The organism is Pseudogemmobacter lacusdianii, assembly GCF_030848395.1.
Taxonomy (GTDB): domain Bacteria; phylum Pseudomonadota; class Alphaproteobacteria; order Rhodobacterales; family Rhodobacteraceae; genus Pseudogemmobacter; species Pseudogemmobacter lacusdianii.
Genome location: NZ_JAVDBT010000004.1, coordinates 188,804 through 209,232, shown reverse-complemented (window position 1 = coordinate 209,232; position 20,429 = coordinate 188,804). Strand labels below are relative to the sequence as shown.

The 20,429-nt window shown below is 62.2% G+C and carries 17 protein-coding genes and 1 riboswitch; of the genes, 7 read left to right on the top strand and 10 right to left on the bottom strand.

The features are described from left to right. Window positions 1-49: 49 nt before the first annotated feature. The 5 genes from Q9295_RS05640 to ftsY all read right to left on the bottom strand — a co-directional run bounded on the left by Q9295_RS05640 (window position 50) and on the right by ftsY (window position 6,118). Complete coding sequence (locus tag Q9295_RS05640; RefSeq protein WP_306679530.1) at window positions 50-1,498, bottom strand: TrkH family potassium uptake protein; 1,449 nt, start codon at window positions 1,496-1,498, stop codon at window positions 50-52. Window positions 1,499-1,693: 195 nt separating this feature from the next. Continuing rightward, window positions 1,694-2,782 carry a GTP cyclohydrolase FolE2 gene (gene folE2 / locus Q9295_RS05635; protein WP_306679529.1) on the bottom strand — a complete coding sequence of 363 codons (1,089 nt, stop codon included), beginning with the start codon at window positions 2,780-2,782 and terminating at the stop codon, window positions 1,694-1,696. Between the two features lie 265 nt (window positions 2,783-3,047). Beyond that, the gene (metZ, locus tag Q9295_RS05630; RefSeq protein WP_306679528.1) at window positions 3,048-4,229 is read right to left on the bottom strand and encodes an O-succinylhomoserine sulfhydrylase; all 1,182 of its coding nucleotides are present in this window, start codon (window positions 4,227-4,229) and stop codon (window positions 3,048-3,050) included. Between the two features lie 49 nt (window positions 4,230-4,278). Further along, a riboswitch (SAM riboswitch) is annotated at window positions 4,279-4,356 on the bottom strand. 52 nt (window positions 4,357-4,408) lie between these two features. Continuing rightward, window positions 4,409-5,014, bottom strand: coding sequence for an inner membrane-spanning protein YciB (locus tag Q9295_RS05625; RefSeq protein ID WP_306679527.1), 606 nt, complete (start codon window positions 5,012-5,014; stop codon window positions 4,409-4,411). Between the two features lie 9 nt (window positions 5,015-5,023). Continuing rightward, window positions 5,024-6,118, bottom strand: coding sequence for a signal recognition particle-docking protein FtsY (ftsY, locus tag Q9295_RS05620; RefSeq protein ID WP_306679526.1), 1,095 nt, complete (start codon window positions 6,116-6,118; stop codon window positions 5,024-5,026). 199 nt (window positions 6,119-6,317) lie between these two features. Here ftsY and Q9295_RS05615 point away from each other — a divergent pair, with 199 nt between their 5' ends. The 3 genes from Q9295_RS05615 to Q9295_RS05605 all read left to right on the top strand — a co-directional run bounded on the left by Q9295_RS05615 (window position 6,318) and on the right by Q9295_RS05605 (window position 8,386). Next, on the top strand, window positions 6,318-7,412 hold the full coding sequence (locus Q9295_RS05615; RefSeq protein ID WP_306679525.1) for an alkane 1-monooxygenase: 1,095 nt from the start codon (window positions 6,318-6,320) through the stop codon (window positions 7,410-7,412). A gap of 87 nt (window positions 7,413-7,499) precedes the next feature. Then, window positions 7,500-7,991, top strand: a complete 492-nt coding sequence (locus tag Q9295_RS05610) for a hypothetical protein (protein ID WP_306679524.1) — start codon at window positions 7,500-7,502, stop codon at window positions 7,989-7,991. A gap of 2 nt (window positions 7,992-7,993) precedes the next feature. Continuing rightward, complete coding sequence (locus Q9295_RS05605; RefSeq protein WP_306679523.1) at window positions 7,994-8,386, top strand: hypothetical protein; 393 nt, start codon at window positions 7,994-7,996, stop codon at window positions 8,384-8,386. 21 nt (window positions 8,387-8,407) lie between these two features. On the opposite strand, the gene xseA is transcribed toward Q9295_RS05605, so the two are convergent. Further along, a complete protein-coding gene (xseA, locus tag Q9295_RS05600) occupies window positions 8,408-10,030 on the bottom strand; it encodes an exodeoxyribonuclease VII large subunit (protein ID WP_306679522.1) in 1,623 nt (540 codons plus the stop codon). A 191-nt stretch (window positions 10,031-10,221) separates the two neighbouring features. Here xseA and purD point away from each other — a divergent pair, with 191 nt between their 5' ends. The 3 genes from purD to ptsP all read left to right on the top strand — a co-directional run bounded on the left by purD (window position 10,222) and on the right by ptsP (window position 15,430). Continuing rightward, window positions 10,222-11,484, top strand: a complete 1,263-nt coding sequence (purD, locus tag Q9295_RS05595) for a phosphoribosylamine--glycine ligase (RefSeq protein ID WP_306679521.1) — start codon at window positions 10,222-10,224, stop codon at window positions 11,482-11,484. A 209-nt stretch (window positions 11,485-11,693) separates the two neighbouring features. Next, window positions 11,694-12,947 carry an aspartate kinase gene (locus Q9295_RS05590; RefSeq protein ID WP_306679520.1) on the top strand — a complete coding sequence of 418 codons (1,254 nt, stop codon included), beginning with the start codon at window positions 11,694-11,696 and terminating at the stop codon, window positions 12,945-12,947. Between the two features lie 236 nt (window positions 12,948-13,183). Next, on the top strand, window positions 13,184-15,430 hold the full coding sequence (gene ptsP, locus Q9295_RS05585; protein WP_306679519.1) for a phosphoenolpyruvate--protein phosphotransferase: 2,247 nt from the start codon (window positions 13,184-13,186) through the stop codon (window positions 15,428-15,430). 189 nt (window positions 15,431-15,619) lie between these two features. Here the strand turns inward: ptsP and Q9295_RS05580 are convergent, their stop codons facing one another. The 3 genes from Q9295_RS05580 to Q9295_RS05570 form a co-directional block, all read right to left on the bottom strand. Next, the gene (locus Q9295_RS05580; protein WP_306679518.1) at window positions 15,620-16,408 is read right to left on the bottom strand and encodes an EcsC family protein; all 789 of its coding nucleotides are present in this window, start codon (window positions 16,406-16,408) and stop codon (window positions 15,620-15,622) included. A gap of 57 nt (window positions 16,409-16,465) precedes the next feature. After that, the gene (locus Q9295_RS05575) at window positions 16,466-16,954 is read right to left on the bottom strand and encodes a GNAT family N-acetyltransferase (protein ID WP_306679517.1); all 489 of its coding nucleotides are present in this window, start codon (window positions 16,952-16,954) and stop codon (window positions 16,466-16,468) included. A gap of 258 nt (window positions 16,955-17,212) precedes the next feature. Continuing rightward, window positions 17,213-17,674, bottom strand: a complete 462-nt coding sequence (locus Q9295_RS05570) for a DoxX family protein (RefSeq protein ID WP_306679516.1) — start codon at window positions 17,672-17,674, stop codon at window positions 17,213-17,215. Window positions 17,675-18,250: 576 nt separating this feature from the next. Here Q9295_RS05570 and Q9295_RS05565 point away from each other — a divergent pair. Next, complete coding sequence (locus Q9295_RS05565; RefSeq protein ID WP_306679515.1) at window positions 18,251-18,784, top strand: adenine phosphoribosyltransferase; 534 nt, start codon at window positions 18,251-18,253, stop codon at window positions 18,782-18,784. A gap of 189 nt (window positions 18,785-18,973) precedes the next feature. Here the strand turns inward: Q9295_RS05565 and Q9295_RS05560 are convergent, their stop codons facing one another. Then, window positions 18,974-20,389 carry an FAD-binding oxidoreductase gene (locus tag Q9295_RS05560; protein WP_306679514.1) on the bottom strand — a complete coding sequence of 472 codons (1,416 nt, stop codon included), beginning with the start codon at window positions 20,387-20,389 and terminating at the stop codon, window positions 18,974-18,976. Between the last annotated feature and the right edge of the window lie 40 nt (window positions 20,390-20,429).

The following is a 20,429-nucleotide window of genomic DNA, read 5'->3' as shown; positions in this document are numbered from 1 at the left end:
GCTTTTTCTTTTCAGCCCCCGGACGAAGCAACCAGCCGCGCCGCTTAACCTAACGGCGCCAGAACCGCGGCAGCAGCAGCACCAAGACCGCCATCAACCCCAACCGCCCCATGATCATCGCCAAAGTCATGATCAAGATCGCCGCCTCAGGGTAATCGATGAAGGTGCCGGTCCGCGACACCAAGGGGCCAAAGCCGTAACCCGCATTGCCCAAAGCCTGCCAAACCCCGAACAATGCGCTCTCAATATCCACCCCGGTCAGCGTCATCGCCACGGTCAACACGCCGAAGATCAAGATAAACCCCGAGATGAACATGATCACGGCCGAGATCACATCCTCGCCCACCGTCCGCCCGTCATATTTCACCGGATCCACCGCCGAAGGGCTGGTGATCTGGCGGATTTGCCGCCGCAACAGCGCCATCGCGATCTGCACCCGAAAGACCGACAGCCCCGAGGCGGATGACCCCGAACAAGCCCCCACCACGCCCAAGACCAAGGCCACCACCAGCATCACCCCGCCCCATTCCGGGAAGGAGCCTGCGAAAAACCCGGTCGAAGACATGATTGAGGTCAGGTTGAAAAGGCTCTCGCGAAACGCCAGCTCCACCCCCATCCCGGTGGACCAAACCTGCCAGCCCGCGACAAAGACCACCGCGCTCAGCAGCCAGCGCAAATAGGCCCGCGCCTGACTGTCGCGCCACAGCGGCGTCGCTTGGCCGTTCATCAGTTGCACATAGCGAATGTAGGGCAAGGACGACAGGATCATGAAGAGCGATGCCGCATATAGCATCGCCGCAGAATAGCTGGAAAAACTATCGTCCCGCGTGCCAAACCCCCCGGTCGAGACCGTGGACATGCCATGCACCACCGCCTCCAAAGCCGGCATCCCCAAAGCGGCATAGACCAAAGCAAAGCCCAAGGTCAGCCCACAATAAAGCACCAACAGTTGCCGCGCGATATCGGTGGCGCGCGGCAAGGCCTTGCCGAAAGTGTCAAAGCCCTCGGTGCGGAAAAACTGCATCCCCCCCACCCGCATGATCGGCAAAAAGATCATCGCGATAAAGGCGATGCCAAGGCCGCCCACCCAATGCATCATGCCGCGCCAGAGGTTCACGCCTTCCGGCAAGACCTCAAGCCCGACGATCACCGAAGCGCCGGTGGTGGTGATCCCCGAGACCGCCTCGAAATAGGCGTAAACCGGGGTCAGATGCGGCGCGCCCAGCCAAAAGGGCAAAGCGCTGAAGGCCGGGGTCAGCACCCAGATGCCGATGGTCAGAAGATAGGCCTGCCGCACATCAAGCGAGGTCGAAAGCCCGTTCACCGTCGCCAGCGACAAGACCGCGCCGACAAATCCGGTGATGATCGCCGATTGCGCAAAGGCAACGCCATTGGCGTCGCCCGCGCGCCAATCAATGATCGCGGGTGCCAGCATCAAAATGGCAAGGACGACAAGAATGCGTCCGATCACATAGGCCACGGGGCGAAGGTCAATCATCCCCGAACTGTTAGGGGGTTCTCGGCCTTGCGTCAAATTCGCGCGAAATTTTCAACGCCTCGCTGGAGGCCAAAGGCTGGGGGCTGTCTGCCCCCAGACCCCCGAGGATATTTTCATTCTAAAAGAGGGAAAGAAGGCAGAGCCTCATCTTACGGCTCTTTCAGAATCTAAATATCCCCGCCGGAGGCTCCGCGCTTAGCCGACGTGGAACAGACTTTGGAAAAGACGCGGGTCAAGGCTTTCGGCGGCAAAGGTCGGGCCTTCGGTCAAAAGGCTCACCGCATCATGGCTGTGCAGGCTTTCTTGATGGCTTGCCAGCACGCGGAAATCGCCCACCCGCGGGTCTTGCTTCAAGGCCCGGGCAAAGCTGCGCGCGGCATCTTCGACGAAGATCGGATTTGCGGCGTTAAGTTCCGCAAAAGCCTGCTCATCCTCGCGTTTGACCATGACTTGCGTCTCGGTCGGCACGCCCGAGCGGGCAAGCTCGATCAGATCTTCGAACCAAAGCCGCTTGCCGCCCGCCAGCTCCACCGAAAGCCGCGCCACCGAGCGCTGCGAATGCGGCGTGGCCAACTGGCCACGGGTCATGCGGGCATGTTCGGAGAGCTCCAAGCTGCAAGGGCAGGTCGAGCTATAGACATAATCAAGATGCATGAAGCGCTTGCGCACCCCCGCCACATCCACCAGCTCCAGCGCGATATCGTAATATTGCCAGCCCGAAAGCCCCGAGCGCAGGCTCTCAATCCGCACCGGGAAGGAAAACCGCATCATGATGCGCGCATCGAAAGAGCCAAGGTCGCGCTTGTAGTCCTCAAGCGCATGCTCAACCACCGCAAAGGAGAAATCCTTCTCGGCATGGGCATAGAATGACCGCATGATACGGCTCATATTGATGCCTTTTTTCTCCGATTCCAGGCTGACCGTGCCGGTGACAGAGGTCTCCAAAGTGATCTCGCCCGCGTCGCGGGTGTGGTAGCGGATCGGCAGGCGGAAGTTCGAAATCCCGACATGCTGGATCAGCGCCTTGGCGCCTCGGATCAGGCTCGCAGGCCCGTTCTGCAAATCCGGCATCGAGGCGCGATAGGCGGCATCAGGCTGGAAGTCAGCCGGATAGCTCCGGTTCAGCTCCGGGTATCCAGCAGCGTTTTGCCCGGCAAGCACCGGCCCAAGCGCGGGGTCGAGGGCTGCCACCTCTTCGCGGCTGGCAGCATCGGCCCAGTGGCGCAAAAGCGCCAAAGCGGCCTCGGCCTCTTCGCGGCTGGGCGCGGGGTGATGGATGTTCATAGGGCGGATCCTTTCGGTTCGGGCAGGACTGCCGTCAATTTCCGGATGGAGAGTTGCTGCCAGATGGCGATGAAGGCCCGCGCAAGGATCACCCTGGTCGATGCGCGAAGACCTCAGAGATAGTCAATTTCACCGCCAAGACAAGGGAGGTTCCCGACGGGTTGCGCCTGAAAGACGCCAAACCCGCCGGGGGATCACAGCCCGACCGAAACCATACCTTTGCCATACCTAAGCCAGCGGAAAACCAGCTGTCGGATTTCAGGCTTTAGACCTCTTCCAAAGCCTGCATCAGATCGGCAACCAGATCGTCGGCATCCTCGATCCCGACCGAGAAGCGGATCAGCCCCGGCGAGATGCCCAAAGCGTCCTTTTGATCTTGCGGCAGACGCTGATGGGTGGTGGTCGCCGGATGGGTCGCAATGGTCTTGGCATCGCCGAGGTTATTGGAAATGCAGGCAATTTCCAAAGCGTTGAGGAAGCGGAAGGCCGCATCTTTGCCGCCCTTGACCTCAAAGGCGACCAAAGTGCCACCCACGCCCAACTGCTCCATCGCCAGAGCATGCTGCGGGTGGCTTTCCAGCCCCGGATAGATCACCTTCGAGATTTTATCGTGGCTTTCCAGCGCTTTGGCGATCTTCAGCGCGCCATCGGCCATGGCCCGGCAGCGCAGATCCAGCGTGGCAAGGCCATGCAGATGCATCCAAGCCGTCATCGGGCTCATCGAGCCGCCGGTGTGCTTCATATAAGGCTCAACCACCTTGCGGATATGCTCACGCGTGCCGCAGATCACCCCGCCCAAAGCCCGGCCCTGACCGTCGATGTGCTTTGTGGTAGAATAGATAACAACATCAGCACCTTGCTCGACCGCACGCGAGAAGATCGGCGTGGCGAAGACGTTGTCGACCACCACCAAAGCCCCCACCGCATGGGCGATCTCGGCCACGGATTTGATATCGACGAGTTGCAGGGTCGGGTTCGACATCGACTCGAAGAACACCAGCTTAGTCTCTGGTTTTACAGCAGCTTTCCACTGTTCCAGATCCTCGCCATCAACAAAGGTGACATTGACGCCAAAGCGCCCCAGCACATCCTCAAGGATGTAAAGACACGACCCAAAGAGCGCCCGGGCCGAGACCACATGATCCCCCGCCTTCAAGCCCGAAACCAACGCCCCATTGACCGCCGCCATGCCCGAAGCGGTGGCAAAAGCGTCCTCGGTGCCCTCAAGCCCGGCGATCCGCTCTTCGAACATCCGGGTGGTCGGATTGCCGTAGCGGGCATAGATGAACTCATCCGCACCGGCCTGCACGAACCGCGCTTCGGCGGATTCTGCATCGGGATAGGCGAAGCCTTGGGTCAGAAAAATCGCCTCGGCCATCTCGCCATATTGGCTGCGGCGGATGCCCTGATGGACAAGTTTCGTGCGTGTTTTCCAACCCTTGGTCATCGTCAGGCCCTCCGGCCAATGAAAAAGCCCCGGCCTCATAAGAGGTACCGGGGCCGATGCCCGAACCTCTTTAGCGGCTTATTTAACGTGGCCCGCAATCCGGTAACAAAGTGCCACGGCGTTCGGGTTACGCCCATTTTTGGCTCAGGTCAACGCCAGCGAGCAGGCCCCGAAAAGACCTATTCCTTCTCGGTAGGTTCCGAGGAATAGGTCTCAAACAGCTTGCCTTGCGTCATGATGAAGACAAACAGCGCCGCCGTCAGGCCGAAGGTCTTGAAATTCACCCAAGCCTCAGTCGACATCAGCCGCCAGACCAGTTCATTGGCGACAGCAAGCACCACGAAAAACGCCGTCATCCGCTTGGTCAGGATCATCCAACCTTCAGCGGTCATCGGGATAACCCCTTCCATCACCGCAGAAAGATAGCTTTTGCCCTGCAAAAGCCCGATGCCAAGGATCACCGCAAAGGCCGCATAAAGCAGCGTCGGCTTCATCTTTATGAAGCGCTCATCATTCAGCCAAACCGACAGACCGCCCATCACAATGACCAAGATCAGCGTCATCAGTTGCATCCGCGACAGCTTGCCGGTCAGCGCCCAAAGGATGCCGGTGGTCACCATGATCAGCCCGATGAAGATCGCCGTGGTGACGATAAAGCCGGAATAGCTGCCGCCCGCGATCTCAAAGGTTTGGTCTTTCAGCCGCCCGAAGACCACAAAGAAGAGTACGATCGGCCCCAACTCAAGGACCATCTTCAGGAATGGGTTGATCTTTTTCTCTGTCATGTCAGCGCCTTATTCTTCAAGCCCAACAAGGGCGCGGGCAAAATCTTCAGGGTCGAAAGGAGAGAGGTCATCGATCTGCTCGCCCACGCCGATGGCATGGATCGGCAGGCCGAAACGGTCAGCCAAAGCCACCAAAACGCCGCCCTTAGCGGTCCCGTCGAGCTTCGTCATCACCAAACCCGAAACATCGGCGATCTTGCGGAAGATCTCGACCTGAGTCACCGCATTTTGGCCGGTGGTGGCGTCCAGCACCAGCAAAGTGTTGTGCGGCGCGGTGGCGTCGACCTTGCGGATCACCCGGATGATTTTGGCCAATTCTTCCATCAAATCAGCGCGATTTTGCAGCCGACCGGCGGTGTCGATCATCAAAAGATCAACGCCTTCCGCCGTCGCCCGTGTCAGCGCGTCAAAGGCCAGCGAGGCCGGATCGCTGCCTTCCGGAGCGGTCAGCACCGGCACGCCCGCGCGATTGCCCCAGACCTGCAACTGCTCAACCGCCGCGGCGCGGAACGTATCACCCGCAGCGATCATCACGCTTTTGCCGCCAGCTTTGAACTGGCTTGCAAGCTTGCCAATCGTGGTGGTTTTGCCCGAGCCATTGACGCCCACAACCAGCACAACCTGCGGTTTTTGTTGGTAAAGCGGAAGCGGCTTGGCGACGGGGGTCATGATCCGAGTCACCTCATCCGCCAAGGCCGACTTCAGCTCACGGGTGGTGAGGCGCTTGCCAAAGCGGCCTTCTGCAATATTGGCGGTGACCCGGACGGCGGTGGCCGGGCCCATATCGGCCTCGATCAGCACCTCTTCCAGGCTTTCAAGCATCGCATCATCCAAGACCCGGCGCGGCTCTTCCGCCACGACGCCAGAGCCGCCGAAGATCCGGCCGAAAAGGCCCGATTTGGCTGGGGCCTGAGGCGGTTCGACATGCGGGGTTTGCGGGGCGGCAGCTTCTGCAACAGCCTCAGGGGATGCAGCAACCGGAGCTTCGACCGGAACTTCAACGCCCGCAGACGTCGCCCCATCCGAGACCAAAGCATCCAAGCCATCGCCGATTTTCGACGAAGACCGGAACATGCGGTCCTTAAGCTTGCTGAAAAATGCCATAGGGCCCCCTGTGGTCGGTTCCTTCCCACCTAATGCCTCAGACCCGCAATGGGAAGAGGATCAGGCGGGCCAGAGCCGCGTAAACCTCAATGCTAACGGGTGATCTGCGTCTACCAAGGCCCGTTCAAAGGCCAAGACGCCAGTCCCCCTGCCCCCGTGCGGCCTTTCGCGCCTGCGCAATTCATGCTTCCTTTGCGCCATGACCAAGCCGCGCCTCTTGTCCAAAGCCCTCAGCCCCGCGACCTTTGCCGTGGTCACGCTGGCCCCCTTGCCGCTTATCGGCTTGGGGCTTTGGCAGCAGGGCCTGTGGGTACTGCCCGGCTTTGGCTATATGTTCCTTTTGTCAGCAATCATCGACCGGCTGATCCCGCATGTCGCGGGTGAGCCCGCGCCGGGGCAAGAATTTCCTGGCTCGGATGCGGTCTTGGTCACGGTGGGGCTTTGCCTGCTGGCATTGGTGCCACTGGCGGTCTTTGCGGTAGCGGGGCCTTCGGGGCTTAGCCCGTTGGCGCGCGCTGTGGTCTTTGCCAGCGTGGCGCTGTGGCTTGGTCAAGTCGGCCACCCGGCCGCGCATGAGTTGATCCACCGCAGCCAGATCTGGCTCTTTCGCTTAGGCAAAGCCTGCTACATTGCAATGCTTTTCGGCCAGCATGCCAGCGCGCATCGCTTGGTGCATCATCGCCATGTCGCAACCGCGCAAGACCCCAATTCCGCGCCCGAGGGGATGGGGTTTTACGCTTTCGCGGCAAGGGCTTGGCTGGGAAGCCTCCGCGCCGGGCACCGCGCCGAGACCGCCCTGCGTCGCCGCCGCTCGCTTGGGGCAAAGCCCAGCCTGCACCCCTATTGGATCTATCTGATCGGCACTTTGCTGGCGCTGCTTGTGGCGCATCGGATCGCCGGAGCGGCGGGAATGGCAGCGTGGCTGGGGCTTGCCAGCCTTGCGCAGATCCAGATCCTGCTGTCCGATTATGTGCAGCATTATGGCCTGCGCCGGTCGCTGGCTGAGGACGGCAAGCCTCTCCCCGTCGGCCCAGCGCACAGCTGGAACGGGGGCCCGTGGTTTTCCTCGGCGCTGACTTTGAACGCGCCGCGCCATTCGGACCACCACAGCCACCCAAACCGCCCCTATCCCAGCCTGCGCCTGCCCGCGCCCGAGGCCGCACCGCGCTTGCCTTGGCCCCTGCCCATCGCCTGCACCATCGCGCTCTTCCCGCCCCTCTGGCGTCGCGCCATCCGCCCGCATCTGCGGCAATGGCAACCCAAACCCGCAGCGCAAGCCAAGCCACCTCGCTGAGCAGGCTTTGGTCACAGCACCCTGACTGGCCAAGGCCAAGGAACTCTGACAGGCTGCTGACAGTATGTGCCCCCGGAGTCGCCCTTGATGTGCAGCCTTGCCTTCCCCGCCCAATCTCTCGTGGCAGTGGCCTTGGCCGCGTTGATGGCCTCACCCGCAATAGCCGAGACTGCCCCCAATCCCCCGCTCGTCGAAGCGCCCCCCTCGGATCCCCTCCTGAGCGCCCCCCGGCCCACCGGCCCCGCGATGACGGCGGACGAGTTTGACGCCTATGTCACCGGCAAGGTGCTCACCTACTCAAAATACGATTGGATTTATGGCACCGAGGAATATCTTCCCGGTCGCCGCGTGCGCTGGCAAGTCACGGGCGATCTTTGCCAATATGGCCATTGGTACGAAAAATCCGGGCTGATCTGCTTCACTTACGAATATGCGCAAGGCGAGCATTGTTGGACCTTTTGGCAAGAGGACGGTCTTCTTCGTGCTCTGACCACCGATGATTTGGCCGGTGAGCCATTGTCCGAGGTCAAAGATGCAGAGGTCGGCCTTAACTGTCCTGATCTCGATGTGGGGGTGTGATGATGCGCCAATGGCTGCCGATTTTGGCGCTTTGCGGGCTTGCCGCCCCCGCGCTTGCGCAAGAGCCGCTCAATGCCGAGGCTTTTGACGCGCTGACCCGTGGCAAGGTCATGGACACTTGGTCAGGCGGCCAGATCTACGGGGTAGAGAAGTTCCTCCCCGGCGGCCGCTCGATCTGGGAGGATCAGCGCGGCTGCATGTATGGCACTTGGAAGCAGGTGGGTGAGATGATCTGTTTCAGCTATGAGGATGATCCCAGCACCCCCGATTGCTGGACCTATTTCGAGACCGAGGAGGGGCTTTCCGCGCAGCTCGACGGCAACCCCGAGGCCGCGCCGATCTACCTCACGCCCTCAGCCTACACTATGACCTGCAATGAATATCTCGGGGCCTAAGCCCCGCTGATATTCAGAGCCTCAGAGCAAGCTGCCCTGCCCGCTGTCATCCTCGGGCTTTGCCTTGCGCGGCCGCGTGGGGGCTGGCTTGGCGGGCGCCGCTACAGGCGCAGTGCTGCCCAGATCGACCATTTGACCTTGGCCCAAAGCCAGACGCCCATCGTGGAATTGCGCTTCCAATTGGACGGCCTTTGCAGCCTCGGCCCGGCTGGTCATCACCTGCCCATCGCCCCGGATCACCGCAAAGCCGCGCTTCAAAGTCTCATCATAGCCCAAGGTCAGCCGCATCCGGTCGCGCTCTTCCAGCTGGCGCTTAAGGTCAGCCATCCGCCGCGCCTGCGCCCGCTCAAGCCGCTCACCGGCCTGCAAAACCCGCTCTTTGCCACGCGCAATCTGATCATCCGAGCGGCGCAACAGCCCCGCCAAAGCCGGAGACAGACGTGCTGACCAGTTGTCAAAGGCCAGTTGCCGCCGCTCAAACCCGCGCTCAGCGCGGTCGTGCAGCCGCGAGGTTTGGCTCTTCACAGCCTCACCGCGCCGCGCCACCAAGCCCAACAAGAGCTCAGGCCGCATCAGCCCCGCCACACGCTCAAATCCGCCGCGCTTGGCGCTGACCAATAGCCCCAAAGCGCCGCCAAGCTTGGCCGTCGCATGATCCAGCCGCTGCTGCGCCGCCCCGGTCATCGCATCGGGGCGCGGTAAAGCGCGCGACAGATCGCGCAGGCGCTGCCCCCGTCGCTCAACGCCGTACCCCACCGCCCGGCCCTGCCGCGCCGCGAGATCGGCCACCGTCGCCAGTAGATCCAGCCGCACCGGCACAGCCAACTCGGCGGCGGCTGTCGGCGTCGGCGCCCGCAGATCGGCGGCGTAATCGATCAGCGTGGTATCCGTCTCATGCCCCACCGCCGAGATCAGCGGGATCCGGCTCTCGGCCGCCGCCCGCACCACGATTTCCTCGTTGAAGCCCCAAAGATCCTCCAACGAGCCGCCACCCCGCGCCACGATGATCACATCGGGCCGCGGCACTGGGCCGCCCGCCGGCATGGCATTGAAGCCACGGATCGCCGCCGAGACTTCGGGTGCGCAGGCTTGGCCCTGCACCGCCACCGGCCAGATCAACACATGGCGCGGAAATCGGTCACGCAACCGATGCAAGATATCGCGGATCACCGCCCCCGAAGGCGAGGTGATCACCCCAATCACCCCGGGCAGATAGGGGATCGCCTGCTTACGCGCCGGATCAAAAAGCCCCTCGGCCTGCAAAGCCGCGCGGCGCTTTTCCAGCATCGCCATCAAGGCCCCAGCCCCGGCTGGCGCCACATCATCGACGATCAGCTGATATTTCGACTGGCCCGGGAAAGTGGTCATCCGCCCGGTGGCAACGACCTCCATCCCCTCCTCGGGCCGCACCTGCATCCGCGCGACTTGCCCCTTCCAGCTGATCGCGGCAATGACCGAGCGGTCATCCTTGAGGTCGAAATAAAGATGCCCCGAGGCCGGACGACTGACCCGCCCGATCTCGCCCCGCACACGCACCAGGCCAAACTCGCCCTCAATGACGCGTTTCACTGCGCCAGAAAGCTCTGACACCGAATATTCCGGCGCATTGCCGGGACCGGGGGCTGTATCTTCAAACATATCCATGCCCCTTTCTTGCCGAAGGCCGCCCGCTAAGGCAACCACCCCTGCCATGCCCACGCGGTCTCCCCCGCTTTCAGAAGAAAATTATCCCCGATAAGCCCGCAGGGCCGGGGCAGAGCCCTCTCTTTTGCCACCTGCGCCTTGCCAGCGCCCGCCCTGCGACCTATGAGGCGCAAAACCACATGGAGACCGCGATGAACATCCTGATCCTTGGGTCTGGCGGGCGCGAACATGCGCTGGCTTGGGCGGTCAAGCAAAACCCGAAAACCGACCGGCTGATCGTGGCCCCGGGCAATGCAGGGATCGCACAGATCGCCGAATGCGCCGATCTCGACATCCTGAACGGTGCCGATGTGGTGGCTTTCTGCGAGGCCCAAGCGATTGATTTCGTCATCGTCGGCCCCGAGGCCCCGCTCGCCGCCGGTGTGGCCGATGCCACCCGCGCCGCTGGGATCCTGACCTTCGGCCCCTCGGCCGCTGCTGCCCGGCTGGAGGCCTCGAAAGCCTTCACCAAAGAGATCTGCGACGCCTGCAACGCGCCCACGGCGGCCTATGCCCGCTTCACCGCAGCCGAGCCCGCCCGCGCTTACATCCGCGCCCAAGGCGCACCGATTGTCGTCAAAGCCGATGGCCTTGCCGCCGGCAAGGGCGTCATCGTGGCGATGACGCTTGAAGAGGCGCTCGACGCCGTCGACGACATGTTCAGCGGCGAGTTTGGCTCGGCTGGCGCAGAAGTCGTGATCGAGGAGTTCATGTCGGGCGAAGAGGCCAGCTTCTTCATCCTTACCGATGGGGTGAACGCTTTGCCCGTCGGCTCTGCACAAGACCATAAGCGCGTCGGAGACGGCGACACCGGCCCCAATACCGGCGGCATGGGCGCCTATTCCCCTGCCCCCGTCTTCACCGAGGCCCTGCAAGCGCAAGTGATGGACGAGATCGTCCGCCCGACCATCGCCGAGATGGCGCGGCGCGGCACCCCCTATCAAGGCGTGCTCTTTGCCGGGTTGATGATCGAGGACGGTCGCGCTCGCCTTGTCGAATACAACTGCCGCTTCGGCGACCCCGAGACGCAAGTCTTAATGATTCGCCTTGGGGCGCAAGCGCTGGACCTGCTTTTGGCCTGTGCCGAAGGCCGTTTGGATGAGGCGCGGGCGAACTGGGCCGAGGATCATGCGCTGACCGTGGTCATGGCCGCGCAAGGCTATCCGGGCGAATATGCCAAAGGCAGCGTGATCGGCGGGCTTGAGGCTTTGCCCGAAGACAGCCGCCACATGCTCTTCCACGCCGGCACCAAGGCCGTTGACGGCAAGATCACCGCCAACGGCGGTCGGGTGCTGAACGTCACCGCAAGGGGCGAGAGCCTGCAAGAGGCCCGCGATGCCGCCTATGCGATGGTCGATGCGATCGACTGGCCCGAGGGCTTTTGCCGCCGCGACATCGGCTGGCGCGCGCTTTAAGCGCCGCCCCCCTGCCGTGCCCGTGGCGGGCCGCGCAAGGTGAGTATTTAGATCAAGATGAAAGAAACAGTGCTCCGCTGCGCTTTCATCTTGACGAAAATACTCCCGCCGGAGGCTCAACGGCAACAATATGCGCCACACCAGCCCTTGCGCCCAACCGCACCGCCGCATAAGACACCCGCGGATTTAAGGGGCCGTGGGAGGTATCCATGCCGCTTCTGGTGATGAAGTTCGGAGGCACGTCGGTCGGCGATATCGCGCGGATCGAAAATGCTGCCAAAAAAGTGCAAGCCGAGGTCGCACGCGGCTATGACGTGATCGTCATTGTCAGCGCGATGTCGGGCAAGACCAATGAATTGGTCGGTTGGGTCGAGGGCACCTCGAAGCTTTATGACGCGCGCGAATATGACGCCGTGGTCTCGAGCGGTGAGAATGTCACGGCAGGTCTGATGGCTTTGCGCCTGCAAGAGATGGGCATCCCCGCCCGGTCTTGGCAGGGCTGGCAAGTGCCGATCAACACAACTTCGGCGCATGGTTCGGCGCGGTTCATCTCGATCCCGCGCGAGAATCTGGATGCGAAATTCGCGGAAGGCTTCAAAGTCGCCGTGGTCGCAGGCTTCCAAGGCATCTCGGCCGAGGGCCGGATCACCACGCTTGGCCGGGGTGGCTCGGACACCACCGCTGTCGCCTTTGCCGCCGCTTTTGGCGCCGAGCGCTGCGATATTTATACCGATGTGGACGGCGTCTATACCACCGACCCGCGCATCAGCCCCAAGGCGCGCAAGCTGGACCGTATCGCCTTCGAGGAGATGCTGGAACTGGCCTCGCTTGGGGCAAAGGTCTTGCAAACCCGCTCGGTTGAGTTGGCGATGCGTTACAAGGTGAAATTGCGGGTTCTCTCGTCCTTTGAAGACACGGATGAGACTTCTGGAACTCTGGTCTGCGACGAGGAGGATATCGTGGAATCGAAAGTCGTTTCTGGCGTCGCCTATAGCCGTGACGAAGCGAAGATGACCCTGATCGCCGTGGCAGATCGCCCCGGTGTCGCCTCGGCCATCTTCGGGCCGCTGGCCGAAGCCGGCGTCAACGTCGATATGATCGTGCAAAACATCTCGGAGCAAGCGGCTGGTCACAGCGGCAACACCACCGATATGACCTTCTCGGTGCCGATCAATCAGGTCGAGCGCGCCCGCAAGGCGATGGAAGCGGCCCGCGCGGCCGGCATCGTCTCATACAGTGATCTGGTGGAAGACACCGAGGTTGCCAAGGTTTCGGTCGTGGGCATCGGCATGCGCAGCCAAGTTGGCGTGGCGGCGAAGACTTTCGCGGCCCTGGCAGCTGAGAATGTGAATATCAAGGTGATCGCCACCTCTGAGATCAAGATTTCCGTCCTGATCGACCGCAAATATCTGGAGCTGGCCGTGCAAGCGCTGCACGACGCCTTCGAGCTGGATAAAGCCTGACCCTTTTTCGGTTTCGCTTAAGGGTATCACCCTTTTTCAAGCCGCCGCTGGGTCTCTCAGCGGCGGCTTTTGCTTCGCATCCGGACCTTTTCTAAGGTGCCGGCTTGATGGTTTCAGGCGTGCGAGCGGAATTCATACCTTCGAAAGCGCCCCTGACGCGCATCTGAGACATTTCGTTTTGTGCGATCCTGTGGTCTAAGCAACCCAACCCAATGTCAGGAGATCGACCCCAGATCATGACCGAGCGGACGGAGAGTGAAAGCCGTAAACTGTTGCGCCGCCTGCGCGATGTCCTCGCCGTCCCCGGACAGGGGCAAGATCGGCTGGACCGGATCACCCATCTGATCGCGGATTCGATGGGGACAGAAGTCTGCTCGATCTATCTTTTCCGCGACCCTGAGACGTTAGAGCTCTGCGCCACCGAAGGTCTGCGCAAGACTGCCGTGCACCAGACCCGCATGAAGCTTGGCGAAGGCCTCGTCGGCCGCGTGGCCCGGCAGGGCCAGCCCGTCAACACCGCCGACGCCCCCAATGAACGCGGCTTTCGCTTCATGCCCGAGACCGGCGAAGAGGTGTTCTCCTCCTTCCTCGGCGTGCCCATCCAACGGGTTGGCGAAAAGCTCGGCGTATTGGTCGTGCAATCGCGCACCGCGCGCAGCTTCTCCGAAGATGAGGTCTATGCCGTCGAGGTCGTGGCCATGGTGCTGGCCGAGATGACCGAGCTTGGCGCCTTCATCTCGGGCGAGGATGGCGCGATGAAAGCGCGTCACAAGCAATCGGTGATGTTCCGTGGCGGTACCGGCCAAGAGGGCGCCGCCGAGGGTCACGTCTGGCTGCATGAGCCGCGCGTTGTGGTCACCAACCCGGTGGCCGATGACCCGCTGACCGAAATCGAGCGGATCCGCGCGGCGGTGAGCGTCCTGCGCGTGTCGATCGATGACCTGTTTGTCGCCCAAGAGCTCGACAAAGAGCAAAAGCAAGTCCTTGAAGCTTACCGCATGTTTGCCCAGTCCCGTGGCTGGCTTCGGCGCATGGAAGAAGACATCATGCTAGGCCTTTCGGCCGAGGCTGCGGTCGAGAAAGAGCAATCCGCCGCACGGGCGCGGATGGAGCAAGTTCCAGATGCCTATCTGCGCGAGCGGTTGCAGGATCTCGATGACCTCTCCAACCGGCTTTTGCGTATCCTGACCGGTCAAGGCGCCGATACCGGCGCGCAAATGCCGGAAAACCCGGTGCTGGTCGCACGCAACATCGGCCCGGCAGAGCTTTTGGAATATGGCCGCAAGCTAAAAGGCGTGGTGCTCGAAGAGGGCTCGGTCGGCTCGCATGCCACCATCGTGGCGCGCGCGCTGGCGATTCCGCTGGTGATCCATGCCGGGCGGATCACCTCCGAGGCGCTGAACGGTGACCATATCATGGTCGATGGCGATCAAGGCTTCGTGCATCTGCGCCCCGAGGAAACCGTGGCCCGCGCCTTCCGCGATAAAATCGCCATGCAGGCCGAGGCGCAAAAGCGCTATGCCTCGCTGCGCGGCCTGCCGGCGCAGGGGCTGTGCGGCACAGTGGTCTCGCTGCAGATGAATGCGGGGCTGATGGCCGACCTGCCCTCGCTTGAGGGCTCTGGGGCCGACGGTGTGGGGCTGTTCCGCACCGAGTTGCAGTTCTTGGTGCGCAACCAAATGCCCAAACGCGCTGAACTTGCAGCGCTTTACGCCCGCGTGATGGATGCGGCGAAGGGCAAGCGCATCGCCTTCCGCACCCTCGATATCGGCTCGGACAAAGTCCTGCCCTATATGAAGCCCAATGATGAGCCGAACCCGGCGATGGGTTGGCGCGCGATCCGGGTGGGATTGGACAAACCCGGTGTGCTGCGGATGCAAGTGCAGGCGCTTTTGCGCGCCGCCAATGGCCGCCCGCTGACCATCATGTTCCCCTTTATCACCGAGCTTGGAGAGTTTACCCAAGCCCGCGGCCATGTGCTGCGTGAGATCCATCGCGAAAGATCCTTGGGGCATGTCGTGCCCGAAAAGGTCGAAATTGGTGCAATGTGCGAGACGCCAAGCCTTGCCTATGCCCCGCAAGCCTTCTTTGAGCTGGTGGATTTCGTCTCGATCGGCGGCAATGACCTCAAGCAGTTCTTCTTCGCAGCCGACCGTGAGAATGAACGGGTGCGCCGTCGATACGACACGCTGAACTTGTCCTTCTTGTCCTTCTTGCAACAGATCGCGCAGCGCTGTGCCGCCTCGAACACGCCGCTGTCCTTCTGTGGCGAGGATGCGGGCCGCCCCGTTGAGGCTTTGGCCCTGGCCGCGCTTGGCGTCCAAGGCCTGTCGATGCGCCCGGCCTCGGTCGGTCCCGTCAAGGCACTGATCCGGCGCGTCAACTTGCATGAGATCCGCGCCGTGATCGAGGCAGCCCGCGACAGCGGCGCTGAAAGCGCGCGGCCAGCCTTAATGGATTATCTCGCAGGCTTACCGCAGTAAAAGGGGCATTCTGCCCCCCAAAGCCACAGGTTCTGCGAACCTATGCCCCCTAAGGATATTTTGTTCTGAAAGAGAGAAGATGTTGCTCTTTCAGAACCTTAAATATCCCCGCCGGAGGCCGCACTCGCCGGTTGCGCCTGCAAGGCGCAGAGGCGAGAGACCAAACTTGCGGCGACAAGCCGCTCAATCTTACGACGTTTTGAGCGCGCCCTTCGGATTGGCAGCCCGCTGGAATGCCTCCAACACCTCGGCTGTGCCATAGTCTTGCGACAGGTGCAGCAAGGCAAAGCGGACCGCCGCCAGCTCTCGGTAATAGCCCAGATAGGCCGCATTCAGCGCAGCCCCCGTTGCGGCCCCCAAAACCGGCACGGCTTGCGCGGCCAGCTTCTGGCTTAGCGCGGCCGCAAGTTTCGGCGCAACTTGCTGGATCAACTGCTGCACGGCCGGTCCGGTCAGGCTTAGCCGCGCCGACAGGAACGAGGTGTCAATGCCATCATCCCCCGAAAGTGGGCTGCCGGCCGAAAAGACCTGCAAACATTCGGCACGGATCTCGGGCGCATTCGGGTCAAATCCTGCAGCGATCGCCTCGGCCCGGATCGCATGCAAGATCACCGTGACCGTCACCGGCACCTCCGCCAGCGAGGTCGCAAGGCCCCCTGCTCCTCCTGCCGCCCCCGAGGCGAGCACCGCCAAAGTCGTGACCCGCCGCCCCGGCTGCGGCAACGCCCGCGCGCCCCGGTCCGCAACCAGCCACGCACCGCTGAGTGCCGTCTCGGTCAAACGCCCGACCCGGTCGCGCAGGCCCTTTGGCAAGGCCGACAATTGCCGCTCGAAGCTGCTGCCGAGTTTGGTCATCAGGGTCACAACCGGACCACCGGCACAGCGGTAGCGCCGCGCCAAAGCGGCGATTTGCGGATCAAGTGCCGCGGCGGGAGCGGTAGGGAGAGTTCGGGAATGTCGCAAAGATCTGTCTGCCATGCTTTGCCATATTGGGATCGCAACACTGCTTCGCAAGGCGCCCGGCGGGCGCGGACCTTACGTCGCGCGGCTCACTTTTCCCGTCACATTGTCCCAAGCCCCGGTCTTCAGTGCCAAGCCCAAGACCCGCTCGGGATTGGTGGGGGGCGGCATCTCAACGGCCTCGAGCTTGCGAAAACCGAAGCGTGAATAATAAGGCGCATCGCCAACCAAGAGCACGCGCTCCCAGCCCAAGCGGCGCGCCTCGGCTAGGCTTTCGTTGATCAAAAGCCCGCCCAGCCCCTCGCCTTGGCGGGTTGGATGGACGGCAACCGGCCCCAGCAAAAGGACATCCACTTCGCCAATCTGCGCCGGCCAGTAGCGGATCACTGCGGCAAGCGTGCCCTCATCATCCCGTAAGGTCAGGCAGAGCGGTGCCACGGTCGGCACACCTTCGCGCAGCCGGTAAGACGACAGGGCCGTACGGCCGGGCGCAAAGCACAGATCATAAAGCGCCTCGACCTCCCACCAGTCGGCCTCAGTCTCTTCTTCCAACCGATAGGCCAAAGCACTGCCCCCGAAACCAAAGCCGAATCTCTCGCCGCCCTGCTGGCGCCTTAGCGCCCCGTAACATGCGAATAGCTCAGGTTCAAACAACGCAAAGCCCTGCGCCTGACCAACAGTTGAGCGCCATACACCCGCCCCCAGCATCGCAAAGGCCAGCTCTGGCGCAGCGAAATCTTGGCGCTAATGCCGCCCCTTCGGCGACAGGTAAACCGGCGCAAACGCATTGCGCCGGTTCTTGGGTCTTAGCGTTCTTTGGCCTTAGAACTGGCGGCCCAAAGCCGCGTCCACCGACTGCCGGTTAGAGCCGCGCACCGCAAAGAAGAGCGTCATCGCAAGCCAAAGGATCGACTTCTCTGACCCCGCGTAACCCTGACCAAAGGCAACCCAATGGGCATAGACGGTAACCGCCAAAATCACCGAGGCCGCGACAGCTGCGGGGCGGGTGAAAAGGCCGATCATCAACATGATCCCGACCACAAATTCGGTGATCGACAGCGCAGGTGACCAGAAGGAGCCCGGATAGAAGCCCAAGCCTTCCACCATCTCGGTGGCGCCAAAGGGGTTCAGGATCTTAGGATAGCCGTGGACCGCCAAAATGCCACCGCAGACCACGCGCATAAGGGTCTCAGCAATGTCATGCAGGCCCGCATAGATCGGGCGCAGGGCGGGGATACGGTCCGCAATCGGGGTATGGTTGTTCGACATGTTACATACTTTCATAATCTTGCACTTTGGGCGGCGCTGGCGCGACGCTTCTTTGGCAAGGCAAAACGTAAAATTGGTGGCTTGGCCCAATCTCGGGCCGATCAAGGCTCAGAGCTGGCGGGGCGGGCGTTCAAGCCCCGTCGGAGAGATGCCACGCCAAGGTGCATCGTCTTGCGGAATGAAGCGCAGATCAAGGCGCTTTAACGGGCGGATAAGCGAAAGGGCCTCTGCCAAAACCGCTTTACCAAAACACGGCGGTTCTTGAAGCTGACGCGCGGGCAAAACCCCAATCGCAACGGGCAAGGGACAAGTCAGCTCAGGCGCTTGCGAGGGGCAAAGCGCCCCAGGCCCAGGCATCGCCGCAAAACCCGGCAATGCCAGACTGAGAACTAAGGCGATGAGGATGCAAATCCGCGAAATCATCCGCTCTCTTTCAAAGATGACGGCCCTCATGGCAAAACACGTTTTGGTCAAGTCTCTGAAGCAAAGGCGCAAATCAACACTCTGCGGCACTGGGGCCCCCTGCCCCGCAAAGCTTGTCGGCAGCCGCTGCCAAATGCTATCGAGACGGCAGAGATTTCCGAGGGCCCCATGCAAAAGACCGTCAAGGACTACATCCGCACCATCGTCGATTTCCCGCATGAGGGGATCCTTTTTCGCGATGTGACCACGCTCTTTGCCGATCCGCGCGGGTTTCGGATGTGCGTGGATCAATTGCTCGCCCCCTATGCGGGGCTGCGCATCGACAAAGTCGCCGGTCTCGAAGCCCGGGGCTTCATCTTAGGCGGTGCTGTGGCGCATCAGCTCTCGACCGGCTTCGTGCCGATCCGCAAAAAGGGCAAATTGCCCGGCCAAACCCTGAGCCAATCCTATAAGTTGGAATATGGCGAGGCGGTGATCGAAGTGCATGACGATGCCTTCCAGCCCGGCGAAGAGGTGCTTTTGGTCGATGACCTCTTGGCCACCGGCGGCACGGCTGAAGCCGGCATTCGCCTGATCGAACGCCTGGGCGCCAAAGTGGTCGGCTGCGCCTTCGTGGTCGACCTGCCCGAACTCGGCGGGCGCAAACGGCTTGAGGCAATGGGCATGGATGTCCATGCGCTTTGCGCCTTCGAAGGGCTCTGACCACGGGGGCTTTGTCAGACGCTGGGGGCATTCTGCCCCCAGACCCCCTGAGGATATTTAGAGACAGAAAATGAAAGCTTCCGGTATTTCTTGTCCATAAATATCCCCGCCGGAGGCAGCGCCGAGCCGGTTGCGCGGGCACCGCGCAGAGGCGAGAAAAAAGCTTGCGCCGTTAGGCGCGCCTTTGTCTTAAGGCAGGCGCAGGACAGCACCGGGGTTCATAATGCCTTGTGGATCCAGCGCTTGCTTGATCGCCCGCATTGCGGCGAGCCGGGCCGGGTCGCCGTAACGCTCAAGCTCAACCACTTTGCCACGGCCGATGCCATGTTCGGCGGAGATTGATCCGCCCATTGCAGCCACCAGATCATGCATCAGCCGCTGCAAATCGCCGCGTTGAGCGGCGTAGTCTTGGCGGCTGCGGCCGGGATTTGGGAAGATGTTCACATGCAGATTGCCATCGCCAAGATGGCCAAAAGCATTGATCCTCACCGCAGCTTGCGCGGTCAGGGCGGCTTCCACCTCAGTCAGGAAGGCCGGGATCGAAGACAAAGGCAGTGAAATATCGTGGCTGGAGATCGCGCCGATGCGCCGGTTCGCCTCGGGGATCGACTCGCGCAGCGCCCAAAGCTCATGGGCTTGGGTTTCCGAATTGGCGATGACGCCGTCGAGGACCAGTCCAGCATCGGCGGCCTCTTCGTAAAGCGAGGCCAAAGCCAGTTCCGGCTCCATCGCTTGCGGCAGGCCCAGCTCCACCAGCACTGACCAATCGGGCCGCTCGGCAAAGGGCATGCGGACTTCAGGTCCGACCTCGGCCAGAAAATCAAGACCGGTGCCGCGGATCAGCTCAAAGGCCGTGACAAGCCCCGAGAGCCGCGCCTCGGCCAAAGCGAGCAGCTCTTGCGCTGCCTTGGGCGAGGGCACCACCAAAAGCGCCACCAAGCGGTGGGCAGGTTGCGGGAAGAGCCGCAAAGTGGCGGCGGTGATCACGCCCAAGGTCCCCTCAGCCCCGATCAACAGGCCGCGCAGATCATAGCCAGTGTTGTCTTTGCGCAGCCGCTTTAGCCCATGCCAAATCGTGCCATCGGCGAGCACCGCCTCAAGCCCAAGGCAAAGCTCACGCGCATTGCCGTAGCGCAGCACTGCGGTGCCACCGGCATTGGTCGAAAGGTTGCCGCCGATTGTCGCGGTGCCTTCCGAGGCCAGCGACAAAGGGAAGATCCGTCCCGCTGCTGCAGCCGCCTCTTGCACTGATTGCAACGTCGCCCCGGCTTCGGCGACCAAGACCGCATCCTCGACCGAGACCTCGCGCAGCCGGTTCATCCGTTCGAGCGACAGGATCAGCGGCAGAGGCCCATCGGGCATCACTTGCCCACCGACCAGCGCCGTGCCACCGCCGTAAGGCACCAGCCCGACACGGGCCTGCGCAGCGGCGCGTACGATCACCGCAACCTCTTCGGTCGAGCGCGGCAGCGCCACGGCCCCCGCCTGCCCTTGCCAAAGGCCGCGCGGCTCTTCGAGATAGCGCGGCGCGGGCGGGCGCAGGGTATCGGGCGGCAGCAAAGCGGCCAAGGTTTCCAGAAAAGCCGTGTCGCAAGGGTTCAACATGGGTGCCTCCTTAAGCCATAAGTAGCGCCTGAGAGGGCGC